Genomic DNA, 22,284 nt, shown 5'->3' on the forward strand with positions numbered 1-22,284 from the left:
TTTTAGACTGGAGAACTTAGGATTTTTTTAAATAGAATTGTGGTATGTTGAAATAATCAAGTTAGCATTTATGTATCTTATAAAGGACAATCTTTCCCTAAAATAACAACCTTTTATAACTTTAAACAGTAAAATGAGGAAAAGGAATTATGTTTTCATGTAAAAAAAGGTAAAGTTGCAATAATGCGACTCTACCTTTTAAACAGTTATTTTAAGAATAAACTCGATGCTTTTGAATAATAATTAAAGCAATCAACTATTCTATTATCTTGCTCTATAATGGATTGTTCAAATTCCACTTGTTTTCCCTTAACTTGTGAAATTTCCTCATAGCTTTTAGCAATCTCGTTTAAGTATTCCGCATGTCCTTCCTTTTGTACATCCGGAATACAGTTAGCAGCTAGCGTAATCAACTCTAAAACTTGATTTTTTACCGCTTCTTTATTTGTTACTTTTAAATGATAATAAGAAATCGTATGGAAATAGATTAATCTGAATGAAATGTTTAAAAATAAAATGGCAGACGTATTCTCCTTAGGCTTATCCCCATTAGCCTCCATAAAGCCATTGTAATAGATTGTAGCCTTTTCAAGTAGTTCGTCTAACTTATCGTAGGCTACTTCCCATTTTTGAGATGTATCTATATAATTAAACACAATCTCATCCAATTGCTCTTTAATTTGAAGTAAATACACAGCATTCTTCAAAGGTACTTTTGTTGACACTTATATCCCCCTCCCCGTTACTCCCCTTTATAAAGGTAAGAATACTATAACAATATTACTAGCATAATTTTAAGGAAGTTAAAAATTCACGCAAAAAATGTGATATAAATGTAAAAAAGTTTCTTTTTTTAGCTTTCTTTCCACTGTTATCCTTCGATTTTTCCACTGCAAAATATGTCGAAAATCATTATATAAGTAAAATAATATTTTCTATAATACCCTTAATACATATTTGGGATATAGCCCATGAACTAAATTATATTTTTCACTTGAAAGCCCTTCTTTGGGAATCTCAATTATTGTGTCCTTTACAATTTTCAAAATAGAATTTCTAGAACCGTAGAATATCCATGTTACTTCGTCTATCCAATGAGCCTGTTTATGATTTTCTGACTGAAAAAAATTCTTATCGGCTAATACTTTCGCCATTTTATAAAAGCCCTCACACATTTGATATTGTTTTGTAGAAAAGTTAAATTCAGGCTCTACAACTTGGTTGATATCATAAATATGAATCACTTTTTGAAGACTATCAATAGCTATTTCTACAGAACTAATTTCATCTAATAGATTTAAACCTCTATATTCTAGCTCGAAAATTCCACTCAAAATTATCCCCTCATTTCCTGTCTAATTATATTCTCTTATATATTTAAACAAGTTTACCTTTTTTTCTATTAATATAGTGACAAAAGAAAGAAATTAATGTATAAATTAATCAAATATACTTAATTTTTCATCGTTAATAGATAGTACTAAAGGGGGTTACATCATGAATTTGGAACAATTAAAAAAGGAAGACCTATTTGAAAAAAATACAATTTTAATGTTAGTTTACGGTATTGCCGGATTACTTGGAGGAATTGCTCAATTTATAATTGGACGACCAATCGGCATTGCTTTATCTGTCCTACTTCCAGTAATCATTGTATTTTTCTATTTTCTAATCCAAAGAAAAATAGAAATACTTCGCTCTGCATTTCCATATCTAACAATTATTGCGGTTGTATTTACTGTTTATGGAACGATCATATCTAACAAAGTAACTTTAGCAACAATTGTATTAAGCTTCTTTACTTTAATAATTGGTAGTATACACAACCATTATAAAGTCTTTATTCTTGGCTATATCGGTTCTTTGATTTGCCTAATTTTAAATTTTGTTTTAGATACGCAAGGGTTTGCAATTGATCCAGCGAACGTGTTCGTTGTTCATACATTAATGGCTTTAGGCGTGTTTCTTCAAGTTCGTCAAAACAAAAAAATGGTTCATAACATTGAAGGCTTAATAAGCGTAGCAAATGAAAAAGCCATACACGAGCAAAACTTAAATGGTCACTTAGACTTAGCTGTGCAAAATATTACTTCTAAATTAGAAACGATTACAAACAGTATGATGAACGCTTCTCTTGCTCAAAATGACATGATTACATCTATCCAGGAAGTAAGTGCTGGCTCACAACGCCAAGCTGATCATGTTTTTGAAATTGTACATAGTACCGAGGCTACTACAGCTGAAATTTCACGAATTCAAGAGCAATTGAATACCATTGTAAATAATGCAGAAGTGGCGAGTAAAAGTGCCTTTTCGGGTGCGGACGCAATGAATGAACTTTCATCAGAAATAGATTCATTCAAAACCTTCTTTACTCAATTAAATGACACATTCCATATTCTTTCGAAAAAGATTAATGAAACAAATCAATTTGCGTTAGCAATTCAAGGTATTACAAACCAAACAAATTTACTTGCTCTTAATGCTTCTATAGAGGCTGCACGAGCTGGTGAGCATGGAAAAGGGTTTGCAGTAGTAGCAGAAGAGATTCGTAAATTAGCTGGTACTACCGATGAAACCCTCATCAAAATTGATCAGAATCTTTCTGAAGTAAATGCTTATAATCAGGATGCTTTATCAAAGCTAGAAAACGGTTTAAAGCATATGACAAACCAAATCGAGACTGCAGAACGATCAAATCAAACCTTTACTGAATTATTCGAGTCGATGAACTCACTAAAAACTGATCTTAATCATTTTGTTAAAGCCGTTGAGATGATTGAAATGAATAGTAAAGCGATTCAAGAAAGTACAACAGATTTCGCTGCAATCATTGAAGAATCCACTGCAGCTGTTGACCAATTAAGCTCTATCCTGACTAGTGTGAATCAAGAACAGCAGCAGGTTTCAAAGCATGTTGAAGAAACGTATCAAGAAACATTAAATATCCGTCAATAACAAAAAGGAGGTGCCCCATTTCACTGGACACCTCCTTTTGTATTAGTGATTTACTCTTGTAATTTGCACATCTTTTAAAATTTGATTGATTACCCAGCTTGCTGCTATTAAACCTGCAACAGAAGGGACAAATGCATTTGACGAAGGAGGCATTTTGGCCTTTCGAATTTGAGCATTCGGATTCCCTACCTCTTCCACTACATCTGGACGAACAACAATTGGTGATTCATCTGAAAATACTACAGTAACTCCTTTTGTAATCCCCTCTTTACGAAGCTTTGTACGAATTACTTTTGCTAGTGGATCTGTATGTGTTTTTGAAATATCAGCAATTTGGAACTTCGTTGGATCCATTTTGTTCGCGGCACCCATACTTGAAATGATCGGAATCCCTCTTTTTAAGCATTCCTTCATCAGATGGATTTTGTACATCACGGTATCAGATGCATCAATAACAAAATCGATATTCTGTGCAAAGAAATTTTCATAAGTTTCTTCTGTATAGAACATATGCATATCAATGACTTCACACTCAGGATTTATATCTGCAATTCGTTCTTTCATAACAGCTGATTTCGACTTTCCAACTGTTGAAAGATACGCAACTAATTGACGATTCACATTTGTAATATCAACATTGTCCTTGTCTACTAAAATAATTCGACCAACACCACTGCGTGCGCAAGCTTCTGCAGCAAAAGATCCTACTCCACCAATTCCTAAAATGGCTACAGTCGTATTTTTTAACTTCTCAAGGCCTTCTTTTCCGATAGCTAGTTCGTTTCTTGAAAACTGATGTAACATAATTGTATGCCTCTCAATCTGTATTTTACTACTCGGAATTATAACATACTAAAGTCCTTACTGTAAATTTGAATCCTAAACCAAAACTGAATCTCTAAAGAAAATAAAAACTCCCCTAACTAGTAGGAGAGTTTTGGCATGACGAATCCCAAATATGCCGCAAGCATGGAAAGCATCGTTTTGAACCCGCATTATTCACAGGTGGGTACTCTCTTCACTTCTTTAAACTTCCCTCGTCCATTTGCAGGGCTTGTTCGTCAAAGCAAAATATGAATTCCCGACGATTTGTTGTTCGGTCAAAACAGTATAAAAAGCTTATCAAACACTTTAGGATTCGTATTAAAAATATAATAACACTCATTATCTGAATTTTCAATAATAAAAAGTGAAAATATTAATTTTCTTTCTTTATTACTATATTTTATTCGCGATTAGTAGATTTGTCTTATTTATCATCATATTGATTGGCAGAATACTAAATCCATAGTAGGGATTTTTTATATATTAGAAAAGTTTTTTCAAGCAATGTATTATTTACACGTGAGTATAGATTGTAAATTTTAATAGGTAATCAATCTGACCAAAAAATAACGCAAACAGCTGAATATTCCATAGCCATTTGCGTTAACTTTATTCTAATGTAATTAGTCTTCTTTTTTCTTAGTTACAGCTAAGCTAAGCTCTTGCAATTGTGCATCTGAAACTTCACTTGGAGCAGAAGTTAATAGACAGCTTGCTGTAGCAGTTTTCGGGAATGCGATTGTATCACGCAAGTTCGATCTACCAGCTAATAGCATTACTAAGCGATCTAAACCGAATGCAAGTCCTCCGTGCGGTGGAACACCATATTCAAATGCTTCTAATAGGAAACCAAATTGTTCCTGAGCTTCCTCTTGTGTAAAGCCTAGCAATTTAAACATTTTTTCTTGAAGGTCACGTTCGTAAATACGTAATGAACCTCCACCTAGTTCATAACCATTTAATACGATATCGTACGCTTGTGCCCGTACATCAGCAGGATTTGTTTCCATTTTTTCGATATCTTCCTCGAACGGACGAGTAAATGGATGGTGAGCAGCTGAGTAACGCCCTGCTTCTTCATCATACTCAAGTAATGGCCAGTCTGTAACCCATAAGAACGCATAAACAGACTCATCGATTAAGCCTAGCTCTTTACCTAATTTGTTACGTAAAGCTCCTAAGCTCGCTGCTACAATAGGTGATGCGTCAGCTACGAATAATAAAAGGTCCCCGCTTTCTGCATTTGTTGCTGACATCAGGCTCTCTGCAACTTCACCTTCAAAGAATTTTGCGATAGGTCCGTTTAATCCTTCGTCCGTGACTTTTAACCAAGCTAAGCCTTTTGCACCGTAGATTTTAACAAACTCTGTTAAAGCATCGATATCCTTACGAGAATATTTGTCTGCATTGCCTTTTACATTGATCGCTTTTACTTCGCCACCCGATTCTACAGCTTGAGCAAATACTTTAAACGAAGAATCACGAACGATTTCTGAAAGCTGAACTAGCTCTAAGCCAAAGCGAACGTCTGGTTTATCTGAGCCATAGCGTTCCATCGCTTCTTTATATGACATACGTTGGAATGGCAGTTGTACGTCCACACCTTTTGCTTCTTTCATAACCGTTTGGATTAAACGCTCGTTCATGCCGATAATCTCATCCATTGACATGAATGAAGTTTCAATATCTACTTGTGTAAATTCTGGCTGACGGTCTGCGCGCAAATCCTCGTCACGGAAGCAGCGTGCGATTTGGAAGTACTTCTCAAAGCCTGACACCATCAATAATTGTTTAAATAACTGTGGTGATTGTGGTAATGCATAGAATTCACCTTCATGTACACGGGATGGCACTAAATAGTCTCGCGCACCCTCTGGAGTTGATTTTGTTAAAATTGGTGTTTCTACTTCTAGGAAGCCTTCATTTTGTAAGAAATTACGAATCGAGCGTGTAATATCTGAACGTAATTTAAATGTGTTAAACATTGCTGGACGTCTTAGATCTAAATAGCGATATTTTAAACGTAAGTCTTCAGAAACTTCTACTTTATCATCAATTGCAAATGGAGGAGTTTTTGCTTCGTTTATAATGATAATAGAAGAAGCAATTACTTCAATTTTACCTGATTTAATGTTCGGGTTGATTTGACTTTCGTCGCGAAGTACAACTGTCCCCTCAATTTCAACGACATATTCGTTACGAATTTTTTCAGCAACAGCTAGTGCGTCCTTTGCTTCGTCGCCAAATACTACCTGTACGACTCCACTACGGTCACGGACATCTACAAAGATTAACCCACCTAAGTCACGACGTTTTTGTACCCATCCTTTTAATACTACTTTCTCACCTTGCTGTTGTTCGGTAATTTGTGCACATGCATGTGTTCTATGAGCCATTTTCTTTCCTCCATTTTTTAACAAATCATTATTTATGTTCTAATAAGTAAGTAACAAGTTCAGCGAATGGAACCTTCTCTTGATTTCCTGTAGCCATCTCTTTTACGTTAACAGCCATTTCTTCAAGCTCTGATTCACCCATTACAAGGACAAATTTGGCACTCAGTCTGTCCGCTGACTTCATTTGTGCTTTCATTTTCCGATCGATATAGTCCATATCAGCAGAAATTCCTTTTGCACGGAAAGAGCTCATTAGTTCAGCAGACTTCAATTTTGCTTCGTCGCCCATTGCTACTAGATAGATATCTAGGCTATCTTCCACATCTAGCTCTACGCCTTCAGCTTCAAGTGCTAAAAGTAGACGTTCAATCGACATTGCAAATCCGATACCCGGCATATCTGGTCCACCAATATCTTCTACTAATCCATTGTAACGACCACCACCGCAAAGAGTTGTAATAGCACCAAAACCATCAGAAGTACTCATAATTTCAAATGCAGTATGATTATAGTAGTCAAGACCACGAACTAAGTTTGGATCCACTACATACGTAATCCCTAATACATCTAGATATTGCTTCACTTGGTCAAAATATTTTGCCGATGCTTCTGTTAGGTAGTCAGTTAGGGCTGGAGCTGACTGCATTAGTGGGTGATCATGATCCTTTTTACAATCTAAAATCCGTAAAGGGTTTTTTGCTAAACGATTTTGGCAATCCATACAGAATTCCCCAATACTCGGTTCAAAATGTTGAATTAAGGCTGTTCTGTGTGCCTCTCTCGTTTCTTTGTCTCCAAGAGAATTTATGACCAATTTTAAATCTTTTAAACCAACTGTTTGGTAAATGTCCATTGCAAGTGAGATTACTTCAGCATCGATTGCTGGGTCGCTACTACCAATGGCTTCTACACCGAATTGTACAAATTGGCGATAACGCCCTGCTTGCTGACGCTCATAACGGAACATCGGCCCCATATATGAAAGCTTTACAGGTTGATCTGGATATCCGAACATTTTATGTTCTACATAGGCGCGAACACTTGATGCAGTTCCCTCAGGACGAAGCGTTAACGAACGTCCTCCACGATCCTCAAACGTATACATTTCTTTTTGAACGATATCAGTTGTATCGCCAACACCGCGTTGGAAAAGTTCTGTTTGTTCAAAAATTGGTGTACGGATTTCTTTATAACGATAAACATGAGTTAGTTCTCTTAGGATTGACTCAACTTTTTGCCATTTAGGTGTTTGTTCAGGCAGTATATCTTGTGTTCCTCTTGGTACTTTAAAAGACATAAAAAAAACTCCTCTCTTTCATCTATTACTTCGTGGTATTTTTTTAGGGAAAATAAAAAAGCCTTCGCCCCTTGCATATAGCAAGGGACGAAAGCTTGTAGTTACTTCCGCGGTTCCACCCTAGTTGATGTACAAAAAGTACATCCTCTCGTAAACGGATAACGGCCGTTTTCCGTCTTTCCCTACTAAACAGTATTGTTTTTCGAAAAAGAGCCTCTCAAGTGTTGTTCGTTACTACTTGTAGTAGGAAAGATTTCAGCCTAAGTCTTTCCCTCTCTTGTCTACAGAGGTAATTTCTACTTTCTTGGTCAATGGCATTCATTGCTTTATATAATATATCCTATCTTAATTGTGCTATGGCAGATTTGTCAACTATTTTCAAAAAAGTGTAGATTTTATTGCATATTACACTTTAAAATGGAAGAGTATATATCGGGTTACTTCCCTTTACTAAAGTTCCAAAGAAAGGAGATATAGGATGCATCATAAACCATTGAAATATTTAATCAGTCTTATATTACTTTGTTCGTTACTGTCTCCCTATACATATGTAACAAATACCGCTTTTGCATCTAGCGAGGAGTCAGATTTAGTCGTATCTGCGGATATACTTTATTTAAGAGAAGGACCAGGGTTATCTTATCCAGTTCTAACAACCTTAAAAAAGGGACAAGGCCTTACATTTATTGAAAAGCAAGATGATTGGTATCATGTAAAAGCAAAGGATATGGAGGGCTGGGTAGCTTCCTGGCTTACATCTGCTACAAAGACTAATGATACTGCCTCATCAGATGACAACTCTCTTGAATCTAGTTCTATTATTTCACAAGTAGCTCATTTAAATTTACGTGCAGAACCATCTGTATCATCCCCTGTCTTAAGTCAATTGAACACAGGTGACGAGGCACGGGTACTAAACAGTGAAGCTAATTGGGTTCAAATTTCATTTAACGGACAAATAGGATGGGTTTCTACAGACTATGTAACGATTAAAAAGAATGAAACAAAAGAAGAAAGTGATTCGAGCAATAAAAGTAATTCAGCTACTGATGACGACAATGAAGTTAGCAGCTACACGGAAAAAGCAAATGTTAAAATTGACCCGAAGCTATTTACTATTGCTGTAGATGCCTTGAATATTCGAAAAAAGGCCGATTTATCCTCCAAAAAAATTGGTACAGCTAAAAAAGGTGAACAATATGAGGTTCTTGGAAGAGAAAATAATTGGGTAAAAATCCAGTATGGTAAAAAAGTAGGTTGGGTTTATAGCTTTTACGGAACATTTCATGTAAATGAAAAAATCACAGCAACTGCTGCTCCAAAAGAAGCAAAAGAAACAGATGAAACTACTAGCCCCTATGTAACTATCATTTATAATGGGACAAATCTTCGAGAAGAGCCATCAACTTCTTCAAATGGTGTTGTTCATGTTAATGCAGGTGAAAAATATAAAGTACTTGCAACTGAAGGTGAATGGTACAAGGTAGAGGTTGATAAAAACACGATTGCTTATGTGGCAAACTGGGTTGTTTCTGTAGATTTTGACATTCAATCTATTTTGGATGATGAACAAGAACAACCGAAGACCGAAGACCGTAAGAAAGGAACTTTAAAAGGCGTAACTCTTGTTATCGACCCCGGTCATGGGGGCAATGACAAAGGAACAACTGGTGTTCGCGGTACTAATGAAAAGGATATTAACTTGAAAACAGTTGAGCTGTTGAAATCTAAATTACGCTCAGCTGGTGCTGAAGTTATTTTGACACGAGAGTCAGATGAATATGTTGACCTTCGAAAAAGGGTATCTATCTCCCATCAATATGCAGCTGATGCATTTATAAGTATCCATTATGATGCAACGGATGATAGCTCCATATCCGGATTTACAACATATTACACAAATAGCTACCAACGTGAGCTAGCCGAATACGTTCATAACGGTCTTTCTAAAAAAGTAACGATACGAGATCGTGGTGTCCAACCAGGAAATTATTTAGTAACTCGCGAAAACAAACAAGCAGCCATCCTGATCGAGTTAGGTTATTTAAGCAATCCTAGTGAGGAAAGTGTAGTCACAACTGATTTTTATCGTGAGCAAGCAACACTAGGTATCTATCAAGGAATTTTAAATTACTTTGATGCACAATTGAACTAATACAAAAAGAGGCTCCCTAAACATCAAGTTTGTTTAGAAAGCCCTTTTTTATTTACTCTTTTGCTTTTGATTCTACTATTATCGTCACCGGGCCATCATTAACTAAAGAGACGTCCATCATTGCTCCAAAAACACCTGTCTCTACCTTTAGACCATAAGTAGATTTTAACTCCTCATTAAACGCTTCCCATAATGGAAGAGCCTTTTCAGGTCTTGCAGCTTCAATAAAACTTGGTCTTCTTCCTTTTCTTGTATCGGCATATAAAGTGAATTGCGATACAGAAAGGATTTCTCCACCATGCTCTACGATAGAACGGTTCATCTTTCCTTCTTCGTCTTCCCACAGTCTAAGCTCTGCAACTTTTTTTGCAACATATCGTACATCTTCAAGTGTGTCTTCATGAGTTAGTCCAACTAATAAGACATAGCCTGAATCAATTGCACCTGTTACTTGTCCATCAACAGTTACAGATGCTTGCTTACTTCTTTGTATAACTACTCGCATAAATTTACCTCGTGCTTCTTAATTTATTACGCGTTGTACCGAATATATATCTGGCAGCTGCTTTATTCTTTCTACCACTTTGTGTAAACCGGATATATTTGAAATCGAAATCGTTAAATGAATTGTAGCAATTTTATCGTGATCTGCACGTCCTGTTACTGCTAAAATATTTGTTTTAGCCTCACTTACAGCGTGCATAACATCATTTAATATTCCTGGACGATCAAACGCAGAAATTTCAATATCAACTGGATACTCTTTTCGAATCGGTGTTTCACCATGCTCCCACTCTACTTCGATTAAGCGATCGGTATTTTCACCTTCTTGAATGTTTGGACAATCCGCGCGATGCACAGATACTCCGCGTCCTTTTGTTATAAACCCAACAATTTCATCTCCAGGAACTGGTGTACAGCAGCGTGATAAACGGATAAGTAGATTATCAATGCCTTTTACGATTACGCCTGATTCCGTACGACGTTTTTTCGCTTGATTGTTTTGCATTTCCTTAACAATCTTCTCTAAGGCTTCTTCCTTTTCACGTTCTTTTCGTTTCTTCTCTGCCAAGCGGTTAACAATTTGTTGAGCGGTTATACCACCTACGCCAACTGCCGCGTATAAGTCTTCTTCATTTGTATAGTTAAGCTTATCGAGAACTCGTTTAATATTTTCTGAGGAAAGGACTTCTTTTGCATCGAAATCCTGAGACTTAATTTCTTTTTCGATTAAATCCTTACCTTTTAGGATATTATCTTCACGTAAATGCTTCTTGAAGAATTGTTTGATTTTGTTTTTTGCTTGAGAGCTTTGTGCTAATTTCAACCAATCTCGACTTGGCCCAAAGGATTGCTTCGACGTTAAAATCTCGATGATATCCCCTGTTTTTAAAGGTGTATCTAACGGAACCATTTTCCCATTCACTTTTGCACCAATTGTTCGATTCCCTACTTCTGAATGGACACGATATGCAAAGTCAATTGGTACTGAGCCTGATGGTAATTCAATAACTTCCCCTTTTGGTGTAAACACGTAAACCATATCAGAAAATAAATCGAATTTTAAGGATTCCATAAATTCCTCTGCATTCGAAGACTCATTTTGGAACTCTAAAATTTCACGGAACCAAGTTAGTTTTTGATCGATCGTTTCTTTTTCACCGTGAATCGATTTACCTTCCTTGTATGCCCAGTGTGCTGCAATTCCGTACTCAGCAATCTGATGCATATCACGCGTTCTAATTTGTACCTCCAAAGGATCCCCAAATGGTCCAATGACTGTAGTGTGAAGTGATTGATATAGGTTTTGTTTTGGCATTGCTATATAATCCTTAAAGCGACCAGGCATTGGCTTCCATAGAGTATGTACAATTCCAAGTACAGCGTAACAGTCTTTAATGCTGCCTACTAGCACACGTACAGCTAATAGATCATAGATTTCGTTGAATTGTTTATTTTGTAAAACCATTTTTCGATAGATGCTATAGATGTGCTTAGGACGACCTGAGATATCTGCTTCAATCTCGACATCTCCTAATTGTGACTTTACTTCACGCATAACATTATCTAAATAGGCTTCGCGTTCGACACGTTTTCTTTTCATTAAACTAACAATGCGGTAATATTGTTGAGGATTTAAATATCTTAAGGCAGTATCTTCTAACTCCCATTTTACTTTTGAAATTCCAAGGCGATGAGCAAGTGGTGCGAAAATTTCTAAGGTTTCATTTGAAATACGTCTTTGCTTCTCTGCAGAAAGATGCTTAAGCGTACGCATATTATGGAGACGGTCAGCAAGTTTGATTAAAATAACACGGATATCCTGTGCCATGGCAACAAACATTTTTCGATGGGTTTCGGCTTGTTGTTCTTTTTTAGAAAGATATTTAATTTTCTCAAGCTTTGTTACCCCGTCCACTAGCATTGCAACTTCTTCACTAAATTCATTCACTAAATCTTCTCGAGTGACTGTTGTATCTTCTACGACATCATGAAGAAAACCAGCAGCAACGGTATCTGGATCCATTTGAAGTTCCGCTAATATCCCAGCAACTTGTATAGGATGTATGATATAGGGTTCCCCTGAACTACGTAATTGTTCTTTATGTGCTTCATTTGCTACTTCGTAAGCTTTCTTTACAAAGGCAACATGTTCATCATTCATATATGCTTTGACTAGCGCGAATACGTCTTCGGGCGTCAATATTTGCTCTTTCGCCATTTGTTGTCCACCTTGCTAAAAATTTTTCGATTAGGATATATAGTTACAATTGTATAAAATATTTGTACATGCTGTAAAGGCACGTCGGCAATTACTTTATAAAATATGGCTATTTTTATTTTTTTTTGTAGAAAAACTGGTAAAAACTTAATATTCATGTACGAAAAAGAAGCTGTCTCATGGATTTTGAGACAACTCTTTTTTCTTATTGAACCTCATCGATAGACTTAACAACAGTATGAGGAATTTGTTTCCATTCAACTTCCTTAAATAAGGCTACAATTGAAATTGGAATATAGGTCATCATGAAGAAAGGGAATGTAAAGGAATAGACAATTTTCTTCCACCCCGCACAATGAATTCTATTCCATTCAGTAATGGTAGTCATTAAAGCCATAAATAGCATAATACTATAATACATCCCTATAGATTGCAGCATGAGGAGAGTAGTATCACCAATACTTTCTTTCTCAAAAATACCTATCAAGACTGCTATATAAAACAATCCATTAACTAATATTGAGAAATTAGTAAGTATCATAGCTGGCATTATTGTCATCGTCATATCAAAGCACGAAAAACTGTTATGCTTTCGATTAAAAATACATCGCATTAAATCTTTACCATAATTCGATAAAACTTGATAAAATCCTTTTGCCCAACGTAATCTTTGGTGCCAGGAGTGTTTAAATGTTACTGGTTGTTCATCATAAAAAACTGCCTCTGAACAATACCCTATTTTAACTCCATTCAGAATTTGAAAAATAGAAAATTCTATATCCTCTGTTAGTAGATGATGAATCCACCCACCATTCTTTTTTATTATGTCGGAATGTACTAAAAATCCAGTTCCAGAAACTGCACAGCTAGCATTTAACTTCATCCTCGGCAGGTTCAAATATTCTGCTTCATGTAAAAACCAAAGAGCATAGCCAGCAGTAATCCAATTTTGATCGAAGTTTTTAGAATTCCGATAGCTTGTTACAACCTGATAGCCTTGATTGAAGGTTTGATTCATATTAAGAATATAGTTTTCATCTAGTAAATTATCTGCATCAAAAATAAAATACCCATCATATTTTTTTGAAGAAAATTCGTTATTTATAATCTTGAACATAAAATCAAGTGCATAGCCTTTGCCAATTTTATGGTTATTAAATCGTTCTCGTACGATTGCGCCTACTCGTTTTGCTACATCAGCCGTTTTATCTGTACAATTATCAGCAATAACAAAAATATCAACATATTCTTGAGGATAATTTTGTTTTCGAATACTTTTGATCAATTCTCCTATTACAAGCTCTTCATTTCTTGCTGCAATGATTACTGCATATTTGTTTAACCGTGCATCTTTTGGCAAGTATTTTTTATCTCTTTTACTCTTAAAAGCCACAAGCATATAGATAAACTGATATGAGTAAAGCAATAAAAAAACTAGAAATGTGACCATATTAAAATGCTGCAGAAACGATGATACAAAAGAATCCAAGGTGCAACCTCCATGACATCAATTTTATACTTCTAATATTATTCCCATTCAAATTGTTATTATATACCACTTTTACTAATATTAGATAAAGCCAATATTAATCTAGCGTAAAATAATTGTAATTAAAATCCCAGGCAAAAGTCGAAATCCAAAATAAAAAAGCTGCTTAAAAGTTTTTACACTTTTAAACAGCTCTTACTTAGAATTAGTATTGGATTAAAGTTTTTACTGGATAATTCCCAATTTTTTCGCGACCATTTAATTCATTTAATTCAATGATAAATGCACAACCCGCTACTTCTCCGCCTAATTTTTCAATTAACTGGATTGTAGCGTCAACTGTACCACCAGTTGCTAATAAGTCATCCACGATTAAAACTTTTTGTCCTGGCTTGATAGCATCCATATGCATTGTTAACACGTCTTGTCCATATTCTAGACCGTATTCTACACGTACAACCTCACGAGGTAATTTTCCCTCTTTACGAACAGGTGCAAAACCAATCTCAAGTGCATAAGCTACTGGGCAGCCAATGATGAAACCGCGAGCTTCAGGACCTACGATAATCTCTGCCCCTACTTCTTTTGCGAATTCCACGATTTTGTCTGTAGCATATTTAAATGCTGGCCCATTATCCATAATTGTTGTGATATCCTTGAAGCTAATACCTTCTTTTGGCCAGTTTTCTACAGTTGTTACATATTGTGTTAAATCCATTACTAATTTGTCCTCCTTAGGAATAGTTATATTCCCTCATTCGTTCATTAAACCATTGTTTTAGTTCTATATATGGTGCATACAAAAGTTGTTGTTCCAATTCAATCTGTTCCACTCTTTGTTTATAAACTCTAGCTTCAGTTAGAGATCGTTTTGGCACATTACTATTTACTGTTGTCAGACCATTTTCTATTGTAACAAAACCTAGCTCAAAAAACACGTTTGTCATAAATTTTATTATTTCAACATTTAAACCGATATGCTTAGCCAATTTTTCGATATGCATCTGCAGGTTAAAATTAGGACGTTTTTTCAAAAAGCCGTAATACCAACTAAAATGCTCCCTAGTCGGCATACCATTGAAATATTTAGACTCTGGTGTATAAAAGACTGCATATATTCGTTGCGGCTTAGCTTGTTCAATCAATTTCTCTAAAGTTTGTGCACTTTTAGGCAAATCTAATAGCACAATATTAGAAGAAAGATTTTTCATATCTTCTTCATTCGTTACTAGATGGATTGGATTTGTAAATTGCTCCTCAAATGCCTGTAAAGTTGATTGTTGGAAGGCAATCAAGTCGCAATCCTTCTGAGGCAGATTGTTACTCCATTTTTGAGCTTGATTTTTCCCTCTGTAATCATATAGCTGCCACTCATTTGTTTGAACATCTGTAATCATTAATTGAGGCTTTTTCTTTCCTTGCCATTCATTAATTTGCAAATCTCCAACAAACGAGAGGTTCACTCCATAGGTAATTTCGTCATACAAGTGTCCTTTACTAAAACCGATTGCATCGATAAAGCCATGTGCATCTTCTAGCTCTAGCTTTAAATGGTTTTCACCGGCTCCAATTTTTCGCATAGAACGTACCTGCACATCCTGTAAGGCGTAAACAGGCTTTGCAAAACCAGTTCCAAATGGACCAAGCTTTTTTATTTCCTCAATTGCATCCACAGTGACTTCACTTATATCTACTGGTACATCTATAGAAAGCTTTGGTGTAAGCATCTCATCTGTTAGACATTCCAATGCTTGCTGATGAAGACAGCTGCGTATTTCATCGACATTCTCCAATGCAAAGGTCATACCAGCTGCCATTGGATGCCCCCCAAAAGAGGTGAGTATTTCTCGGTTTTTCGAAAGCTCTCGGTATAAGTGGAAGCCTTCGATACTACGACCAGACCCCTTTGCCGTTCCTTTTTCCGGGTCCAGTGATAGTACTATTGTAGGTCGATAATACTTTTCCACTAAGCGCGAAGCAACAATCCCGATAACACCCGGATTCCAGCCTTCTTTAGCGATGACTAAAACAAGGGAATTTGAAATTGTAGAATCATTTTCAATCATTTCTATAGCTTGTTCAGTAATAGTATTTACAATTTCTTTTCGTTCAACATTTTTTTGATTTAATAGTTTTGCTCCTGTTGTAGCGTCTAAATCATTATCACTCATTAAAAAGGCAACACCAGGATCTGCATCTCCTAATCTACCAATAGCATTTAGTCGTGGTGCAAAATAGAAGCCAATTGCATCTTCATCAATCTCTTGCTGTTTTACGCTCGTTACCTCACACAAAGCACGTACCCAAGGGTTATTAGTTGTTTTTAATTGCTTTATTCCCTGCTGTACAATATATCGATTTTCCCCTTCAAGTGGTACTAAGTCCGCCACAGTCCCAATAGCTGCAAACTCGTACAAATGATCTGGGACTTCTCCGTATAGTGCATGGGCTAATTTAAAGGCAACCCCTACCCCGGCTAGTTCTCCGAAAGGATAGTGTCCTTCAGGTACTCTAGGATGGATGATTACATCAGCTGGTGGCAATACTTCCCCCGCTTCATGGTGATCGGTAATGATAACGTCCATTCCAAGCTCTTTAGCCACTCGGACAGGTTCAATTCCACTAATTCCATTATCAACTGTAATAATTAATTGGACACCATCATTGTATGCTTTTCTAAATAACTCTTCATTTGGTCCATAGCCATGTGAAAAACGATTAGGAATACAAAATTCTACATCGGCTCCTAGATCCAGTAATACATTCATCATCACTGTGGTACTAGTAATTCCGTCGGCATCATAGTCCCCGTAAACAAGTATTTTCTCGCCATTGTTCAAAGCTTCTTCAATACGTTCTACAGCTTCTTTCATACCGTTTAATAGATATGGGTCATGAAGATTTGAACTATCCATATTGATGATTTTTTGAGCTTTTTCAACAGTTGTGTAGCCTCTTGCTGCTAAGATTTTCGCTGCTAGCGATGATATATTTAATTCTTTTTGTAGTTGTTTGATTAAATCTTCGTTCGGTTGCTCGACAACCCATTTTTTAGTTGATTGTATCATTTACTCACTTCCTCAAGTTCTCATTATACCGAAAATCCATGTGAACTTCTAATCTATAAAAATAGATTAATTGAGTAATTTTTACTGTTAGGAGAAGTTAATAGATAAATCTTGTGCCCATATTTACAAAGCAATAATATTTCATATAAAAAAAGACAAAGTGCAGAAGTTAAAAAGTACTTTGTCTTTAATGTTCTAAATTAAATGTTTATTAAACAACTGGCTCATCTGAACCCCATTGTTTCTTTTCTTTTCTTTCAACAGCAGTACCTTTTTTGTCCATTTCACGGGCTTTTAAAGAGTACCAAATTTGTGCTGCGATACAAATTGATGAATACATACCTGTTATTAAACCAATAAGTAAGGCGATAGAGAAATTTTGAATTGCTGGTGCACCAAATAGTAATAGTGCAACTACTACGATGATTACTGTTAGCACTGTATTTACAGAACGTCCCATTGTTTGGCGAAGAGATTTATTGACAATCTCAGCCAGCTCTTCTTTTGTTGTAATTTTACCTTTTCGATCCACATTTTCACGGATACGGTCAAACGTAACGATTGTATCGTTAATAGAGTAACCAACGATTGTTAAAATCGCTGCGATGAATGTAATGTCTATCTCTAAACGCAGCACACTGAATATTGCAACCATAAAGAATACGTCATGTACTAATGAAGCAATGGCGCCAATACCCATACGCCATTCAAATCTGAATGCCACGTAGATAATAATGCCCAATGCTGCAATAGCTAAGGCATACATCGCATTTTTCACTAGCTCTTGTCCAACAGTTGGTGAAACTGTACTTACGCTAGGTTCATGACCATAGTCTTCAAGCACTGTGGACTTATAGTCTAATATTTCTTGTTGTGTTAAATCTTCATTATACGTAATAACAGCCGTATTTTGCTCTTCACCTGAAATAACTATTTTTTCTGCCGGGAAGCCGATTTCCTCAACATATTCTGTTACTTCCTCTTGTGTTAACTGTTGATCTGCAAGTATTTCTACTCGAGTACCGCTAGAGAAATCAATACCCAGATTTAGCTTGAAGATACCAATAAGTATGGCTCCAACTATTAGAATACCGATTGAGAAGCTATAATATTTTTTACGATTTCTTACAAAGTCTAAGCGATCGAAATTCGTCGTTAAATCTAATGTTGCTAAACCTTCAGATGCATCATGAATTTTGGATTTACGAACGCCGTATAGGGCTGGACTATTAAAATAGCCGCTATTAATAAGTAAGCCTATTAAGATTCGTGATAACCATACAGCTGTAATAAAGCTTAGCACGATAGAAATCATTAAAGTAGTAGCAAACCCTTTTACCGAGCTTGTACCAAAGAAGAATAGTACTGCTGCTGCAAGTAAAGTTGTTACCTGTGCATCAATAATTGCTGATAACGATTGTTTTGAGCCATGCTGATATGCCTCTTTGACACTCTTGCCTACACGTAGTTCTTCTCGAATACGCTCAGCAGTTAGAATGTTAGCATCAACTGCCATCCCGATACCAAGAACAAGTGCAGCAATACCTGGTAATGTCAATACAGCATTGATTGCATTAAATACAACTAATACTAAGTAAGTAAATACCGATAATGTAATTATTGATACAAAACCTGGTAAGCGGTAGTAGAATAGCATGAAAATGAAAATGACTAGTACCCCTATTACACTCGCAAATACTGTGCTATTTAATGCTTGTTCCCCGAATTGAGCACCAACTGAGGTTGAATAAATTTCAGTTAACTTAACTGGTAATGCCCCTGCGTTTAAAACACTGGCAAAATCTTTTGTCTCCTGAACAGTAAAATTACCGCTAATCATTACGTCAGTTGTATTTAAAACCTGATCAACAGCTGCTGCAGAAACAAATTTCGGATCTTCCTTTTGGGCTTCAGCAGCATACGAATCAACGCCCTCTTCAAAATCTAGCCATACTACCAATAGATTTTGACCAATTCCCATTTGAGAAACTTGTTTTGTTACTTCCGCAAATTTAGCAGCATCTTTTAATGTAAGTGTTACGATTGGACTGTTTTGTTGGTCAAATGTAGCAGCTGCTCCACCTTCTTTTAAATCCGTCCCATCTAACAAAATATTGTCATTGACATCTCGGAATGTTAAGTTCGCCGTACTTGATAACAATTCACGTGCTGAAGATTGATCATCGATTCCTGCAAGCTGTACACGAATTCGATCTTCACCTTCAACTTGTATACTCGGTTCACTTACACCGAATTGGTTTATACGATTAGAAAGTGCAGTCGTTGTATCAGTCATTATAGCCTTTGTAATTTCCTGATCATCGTGCAGTGTTTCTACCTTGTATAAAACCTCAAACCCACCTTGTAAATCAAGCCCGAGTTTTACATCCTTCAAAACTCCTTGTACTGTTGCACCCATTGCAGCAAATAGTACAACTGCTATTAGTACAAAAGTAAAAATACGGCTTTTAAGCTTCATATGTAAATCCTCCTCAAATTAGTGTATACAGCTTGATGTATACACATTAGAAAAACACTATTTCACTGCATTTAGGCAGTAAATAGAATGTTGCGTGTTCTAATAGAATAGCTATAGAAAATAGATATCATATTAGACTTTAACAACTAGCAATTACTATCGCTTTTCATTTTCTATTAGTTTAAACAACTAAACTAAATAGGACTAGTTTATGTACAAAACTAATTATGAAACACGATTCGCTAGCTGTCAAACCAATGTACATGGTTTTATTTATCACTTTCTACAGTTTTGGACTTTAATAACTCTTGTAATTCGTGGTTACTTATGTCCTCAAACCAATTTTCTGAACGGAATTGCTGGATTTGGAAATAGCTAACAATTTCTGACGGCTTCACTGAATAAATAGTCTCGACTATTTCATATAATCGCAGTTCCTCTACTTTTTTTCGTCTCCATCTTTTCTTGATGCAAAAATTCCAGATATCCTCTAAAGTGATTCCATCATATTCATAGTAATTTATTTCATCCATTTTGCTTTGTAATACTGGTAAAACCTCTTTGTATAGCTGTTCGAACTGAATCATGACAATCCCCCCAACCAATAGTTTTAACTTACTACATTCAAGCATACAAATATTGTATCTGAAATTTCTTGAAATGAGAAGGGATTGAATGAATGAGTTCATTTGTTAAAGGAACTGTTTTTCTAACGTTTGTAATTTTTTTATCTAAATTGTTCGGCTTCATATATAGGATGCAGTTCATGCGGGTGGCCGGAGCAGAAGCTGTAGGTATTTACATGACTGCCTATCCTGCATTTATCTTCTTCGTGTCACTATTACAATTAGGTATACCTATTGCTGTTGCAAAAGTAATAGCTGAGCTCCATGCTAAACGAAGAGATCACCTATTAAAATCAGTTATGACAACAGCCACTAGATGGGCAATTATTTCGATTATCATTTTTACACCGTTACTGTTTTTGTTTATACCATACTTAGCTGGGACACTTTTACATAACGATGCAACAAGACTAACGCTTTATATTGGTTTAGGGGCTGTTCCGATTGTAGTTTTTTCAGCGCTAATAAGAGGGTATTTACAGGGTATTGCTGTTATTTCTGCAACTGCTTGGTCACAGATGCTAGAACAGGTTATTCGTATCGGGTTAATCACTTTACTTCTACCTTTACTTGTTACAGCAGATAACCCTGCTTTAACAGCGGGTTATGCAATGGGTATCACAGCATTTGGAGAGGTTTTCTCATTCATATATCTATACATTCACTATCAATATAAGAAAAAGAAAACAAAGAAATCAGAAGCAGATAAGGCCTATCCTGCGATGCCACTATTAAGAATTGCTGTGCCATCAGCAGGAAGCCGATTATTTGGGACATTTACTTGGTTTTTAGAGCCTATCGTTTTCCTAAAAGCCTTGACCGTTTCAGGGCTTACTGCAGTAGGAGCAACTACCTTGTACGGAATTATTTCAGGTGTACATGTACCATTGCTTTTATTCCCTTCCTTCATTCCAAACGCTCTAGCAATTGTTCTTATCCCAGCTGTCAGTGATGCTGTTGCAAGAAGTAATACTCAATTATTAAATGAACGGATTGGTATTTCTTTACGACTTTCTTCTTTAGTAGGCTGTTATGCTGCCACTTATTTCTTCATCCATGGTGATGAGCTTGCAATGAAGCTCTTCGACTTAGAAGAGAATCGTGGTTTTATGAAGATTTTAGCACCTATATTTTATTTCTATTATATTCAAAGTCCGCTTCACTCTATTTTACAGGCAATGGATGAAGCTCGTCCTGCTATGATGAATTCTATTTACGGTGGTTTAGGAAAGCTATTTGTTATGTTTGTACTAGCCTCTCAACCGTTTATACAAGAATACGGTGCCATTATTGCGATTGGCTTTGGTGTATTAGTTACTTCATTCTTGCATATGGCAACACTACGTGGACACAAAATGATTGCAGCTGGATTTAGATTTTTTGCTATTCCGTATGGGATTTTCATATTAACTTGCTTTTTACAAACCTATCTTATCCCTAAGGTATCATTTAATTTTTGGACAAACAGTGCGTTGACCTTGATTATCTTAACTCTATTATTAATCCTTACAAATCAAATCAAATGGAGTGACTTTAAAGTTTTACGCTCAGTCGTTTCACGTCGTTCTTAGTTGAACATGAAGCTCGTTGTCTTCAAAGCAGCAATAGAAGATATCCTTTATCCTTTTTTCATAGCCCTGTTTTTTAAGTTCACTTAGTAGCCATTCTTTTTCTTTGTTCATAAGCTTTAAATGCTTTTCAACGATATAACCATCCACAATTAGTGGCAGTATCAGTGGATCATCACTTTTTAAAAATATAGATAGTTTCCCTGAGGGTTCTAAAAAGGCATAGTCAATTTGCTGCACTGATGGAACCCTTTCTTCACGCATTTGTTGAAATAAGTCATCTAAATTATATCTCTGTTTTCGCATTTGCTCTTGGTCAATAACACCATCTCTTATAATTAGAGACGGATCTCCATCAATGACATCACGCATTTTTTTACTCTTTAAAGTTAATAAAGAATTGATAAATTGAATGATCAGTAAAATAATAATGGGGAAGATATTTTGAAAGACGGGTTTATCCACATCCTCTAAAGCAAACGCAACACATTCAGCGATTAATACAAAGACTACTAAGTCCATGATACTTAGTTCGCCAACTTCCCTTTTGCCCATAAGACGAAATACAACTAGTATAAAAATATACAGAAATACTGTTCTAATAAGAATCTCAATATAAGTTTCCATATATCCTCACCCTCCACTACTCATTTTGAGCACTAGAGGAAAGAAGTATGCATTGAAAAAGAATTTCTGCAATT

The 22,284-nt window shown here is 35.9% G+C and carries 16 protein-coding genes, 1 other RNA gene and 1 other annotated feature; of the genes, 3 read left to right on the top strand and 14 right to left on the bottom strand.

Features of this window, described 5'->3' with window-relative positions:
• Positions 1 to 206: 206 nt before the first annotated feature.
• Together BJ095_RS00250 and BJ095_RS00255 are read right to left on the bottom strand one after the other, a co-directional pair.
• Positions 207 to 725: a hypothetical protein gene (locus tag BJ095_RS00250; protein WP_107934580.1), complete on the bottom strand. Its 519-nt coding sequence runs from the start codon at positions 723 to 725 to the stop codon at positions 207 to 209.
• A 210-nt stretch (positions 726 to 935) separates the two neighbouring features.
• On the bottom strand, positions 936 to 1,334 hold the full coding sequence (locus BJ095_RS00255) for a hypothetical protein (protein WP_107934581.1): 399 nt from the start codon (positions 1,332 to 1,334) through the stop codon (positions 936 to 938).
• A 163-nt stretch (positions 1,335 to 1,497) separates the two neighbouring features.
• On the opposite strand from BJ095_RS00255, the gene BJ095_RS00260 reads away from it, so the two are divergent.
• Complete coding sequence (locus tag BJ095_RS00260) at positions 1,498 to 2,958, top strand: methyl-accepting chemotaxis protein (RefSeq protein WP_107934582.1); 1,461 nt, start codon at positions 1,498 to 1,500, stop codon at positions 2,956 to 2,958.
• Between the two features lie 42 nt (positions 2,959 to 3,000).
• Here BJ095_RS00260 and BJ095_RS00265 read toward each other — a convergent pair whose 3' ends face one another.
• From BJ095_RS00265 to hisS, 4 genes are all read right to left on the bottom strand, one after another.
• Positions 3,001 to 3,762: a tRNA threonylcarbamoyladenosine dehydratase gene (locus tag BJ095_RS00265; RefSeq protein ID WP_107934583.1), complete on the bottom strand. Its 762-nt coding sequence runs from the start codon at positions 3,760 to 3,762 to the stop codon at positions 3,001 to 3,003.
• Between the two features lie 141 nt (positions 3,763 to 3,903).
• A non-coding RNA gene (ssrS, locus tag BJ095_RS00270) (6S RNA) lies at positions 3,904 to 4,099 on the bottom strand.
• Between the two features lie 307 nt (positions 4,100 to 4,406).
• On the bottom strand, positions 4,407 to 6,179 hold the full coding sequence (gene aspS, locus BJ095_RS00275; protein WP_107934584.1) for an aspartate--tRNA ligase: 1,773 nt from the start codon (positions 6,177 to 6,179) through the stop codon (positions 4,407 to 4,409).
• Positions 6,180 to 6,207: 28 nt separating this feature from the next.
• Entirely contained in the window at positions 6,208 to 7,476 is a 1,269-nt protein-coding gene (gene hisS / locus BJ095_RS00280) for a histidine--tRNA ligase (protein ID WP_107934585.1), read from the bottom strand.
• Positions 7,477 to 7,556: 80 nt separating this feature from the next.
• Positions 7,557 to 7,797: a binding site (T-box leader), on the bottom strand.
• Positions 7,798 to 7,954: 157 nt separating this feature from the next.
• Here hisS and BJ095_RS00285 point away from each other — a divergent pair.
• Positions 7,955 to 9,631 (top strand): SH3 domain-containing protein, encoded by a 1,677-nt coding sequence (locus BJ095_RS00285; protein ID WP_107934586.1) that lies wholly within the window; start codon positions 7,955 to 7,957, stop codon positions 9,629 to 9,631.
• Positions 9,632 to 9,683: 52 nt separating this feature from the next.
• On the opposite strand, the gene dtd is transcribed toward BJ095_RS00285, so the two are convergent.
• The 7 genes from dtd to BJ095_RS00320 form a co-directional block, all read right to left on the bottom strand.
• Positions 9,684 to 10,136 (bottom strand): D-aminoacyl-tRNA deacylase, encoded by a 453-nt coding sequence (gene dtd / locus BJ095_RS00290; RefSeq protein WP_107934587.1) that lies wholly within the window; start codon positions 10,134 to 10,136, stop codon positions 9,684 to 9,686.
• An 18-nt stretch (positions 10,137 to 10,154) separates the two neighbouring features.
• Entirely contained in the window at positions 10,155 to 12,353 is a 2,199-nt protein-coding gene (locus BJ095_RS00295) for a RelA/SpoT family protein (protein WP_107934588.1), read from the bottom strand.
• Between the two features lie 205 nt (positions 12,354 to 12,558).
• Entirely contained in the window at positions 12,559 to 13,842 is a 1,284-nt protein-coding gene (locus BJ095_RS00300; RefSeq protein WP_202973773.1) for a glycosyltransferase family 2 protein, read from the bottom strand.
• A gap of 205 nt (positions 13,843 to 14,047) precedes the next feature.
• On the bottom strand, positions 14,048 to 14,560 hold the full coding sequence (locus BJ095_RS00305; RefSeq protein WP_107934589.1) for an adenine phosphoribosyltransferase: 513 nt from the start codon (positions 14,558 to 14,560) through the stop codon (positions 14,048 to 14,050).
• A gap of 16 nt (positions 14,561 to 14,576) precedes the next feature.
• The gene (gene recJ / locus BJ095_RS00310; protein ID WP_107934590.1) at positions 14,577 to 16,910 is read right to left on the bottom strand and encodes a single-stranded-DNA-specific exonuclease RecJ; all 2,334 of its coding nucleotides are present in this window, start codon (positions 16,908 to 16,910) and stop codon (positions 14,577 to 14,579) included.
• A gap of 211 nt (positions 16,911 to 17,121) precedes the next feature.
• Complete coding sequence (gene secDF / locus BJ095_RS00315) at positions 17,122 to 19,389, bottom strand: protein translocase subunit SecDF (protein ID WP_107934591.1); 2,268 nt, start codon at positions 19,387 to 19,389, stop codon at positions 17,122 to 17,124.
• Between the two features lie 269 nt (positions 19,390 to 19,658).
• The gene (locus BJ095_RS00320) at positions 19,659 to 19,976 is read right to left on the bottom strand and encodes a post-transcriptional regulator (protein ID WP_107934592.1); all 318 of its coding nucleotides are present in this window, start codon (positions 19,974 to 19,976) and stop codon (positions 19,659 to 19,661) included.
• A gap of 92 nt (positions 19,977 to 20,068) precedes the next feature.
• On the opposite strand from BJ095_RS00320, the gene BJ095_RS00325 reads away from it, so the two are divergent.
• Positions 20,069 to 21,586: a putative polysaccharide biosynthesis protein gene (locus BJ095_RS00325; RefSeq protein ID WP_107934593.1), complete on the top strand. Its 1,518-nt coding sequence runs from the start codon at positions 20,069 to 20,071 to the stop codon at positions 21,584 to 21,586.
• Here BJ095_RS00325 and BJ095_RS00330 read toward each other — a convergent pair.
• Positions 21,572 to 22,210, bottom strand: coding sequence for a DUF421 domain-containing protein (locus BJ095_RS00330; RefSeq protein ID WP_107934594.1), 639 nt, complete (start codon positions 22,208 to 22,210; stop codon positions 21,572 to 21,574). The genes BJ095_RS00325 and BJ095_RS00330 overlap by 15 nt on opposite strands.
• Positions 22,211 to 22,284: the final 74 nt, after the last annotated feature.

The organism is Ureibacillus chungkukjangi (assembly GCF_003217295.1).
GTDB classification, from domain to species: domain Bacteria; phylum Bacillota; class Bacilli; order Bacillales_A; family Planococcaceae; genus Ureibacillus; species Ureibacillus chungkukjangi.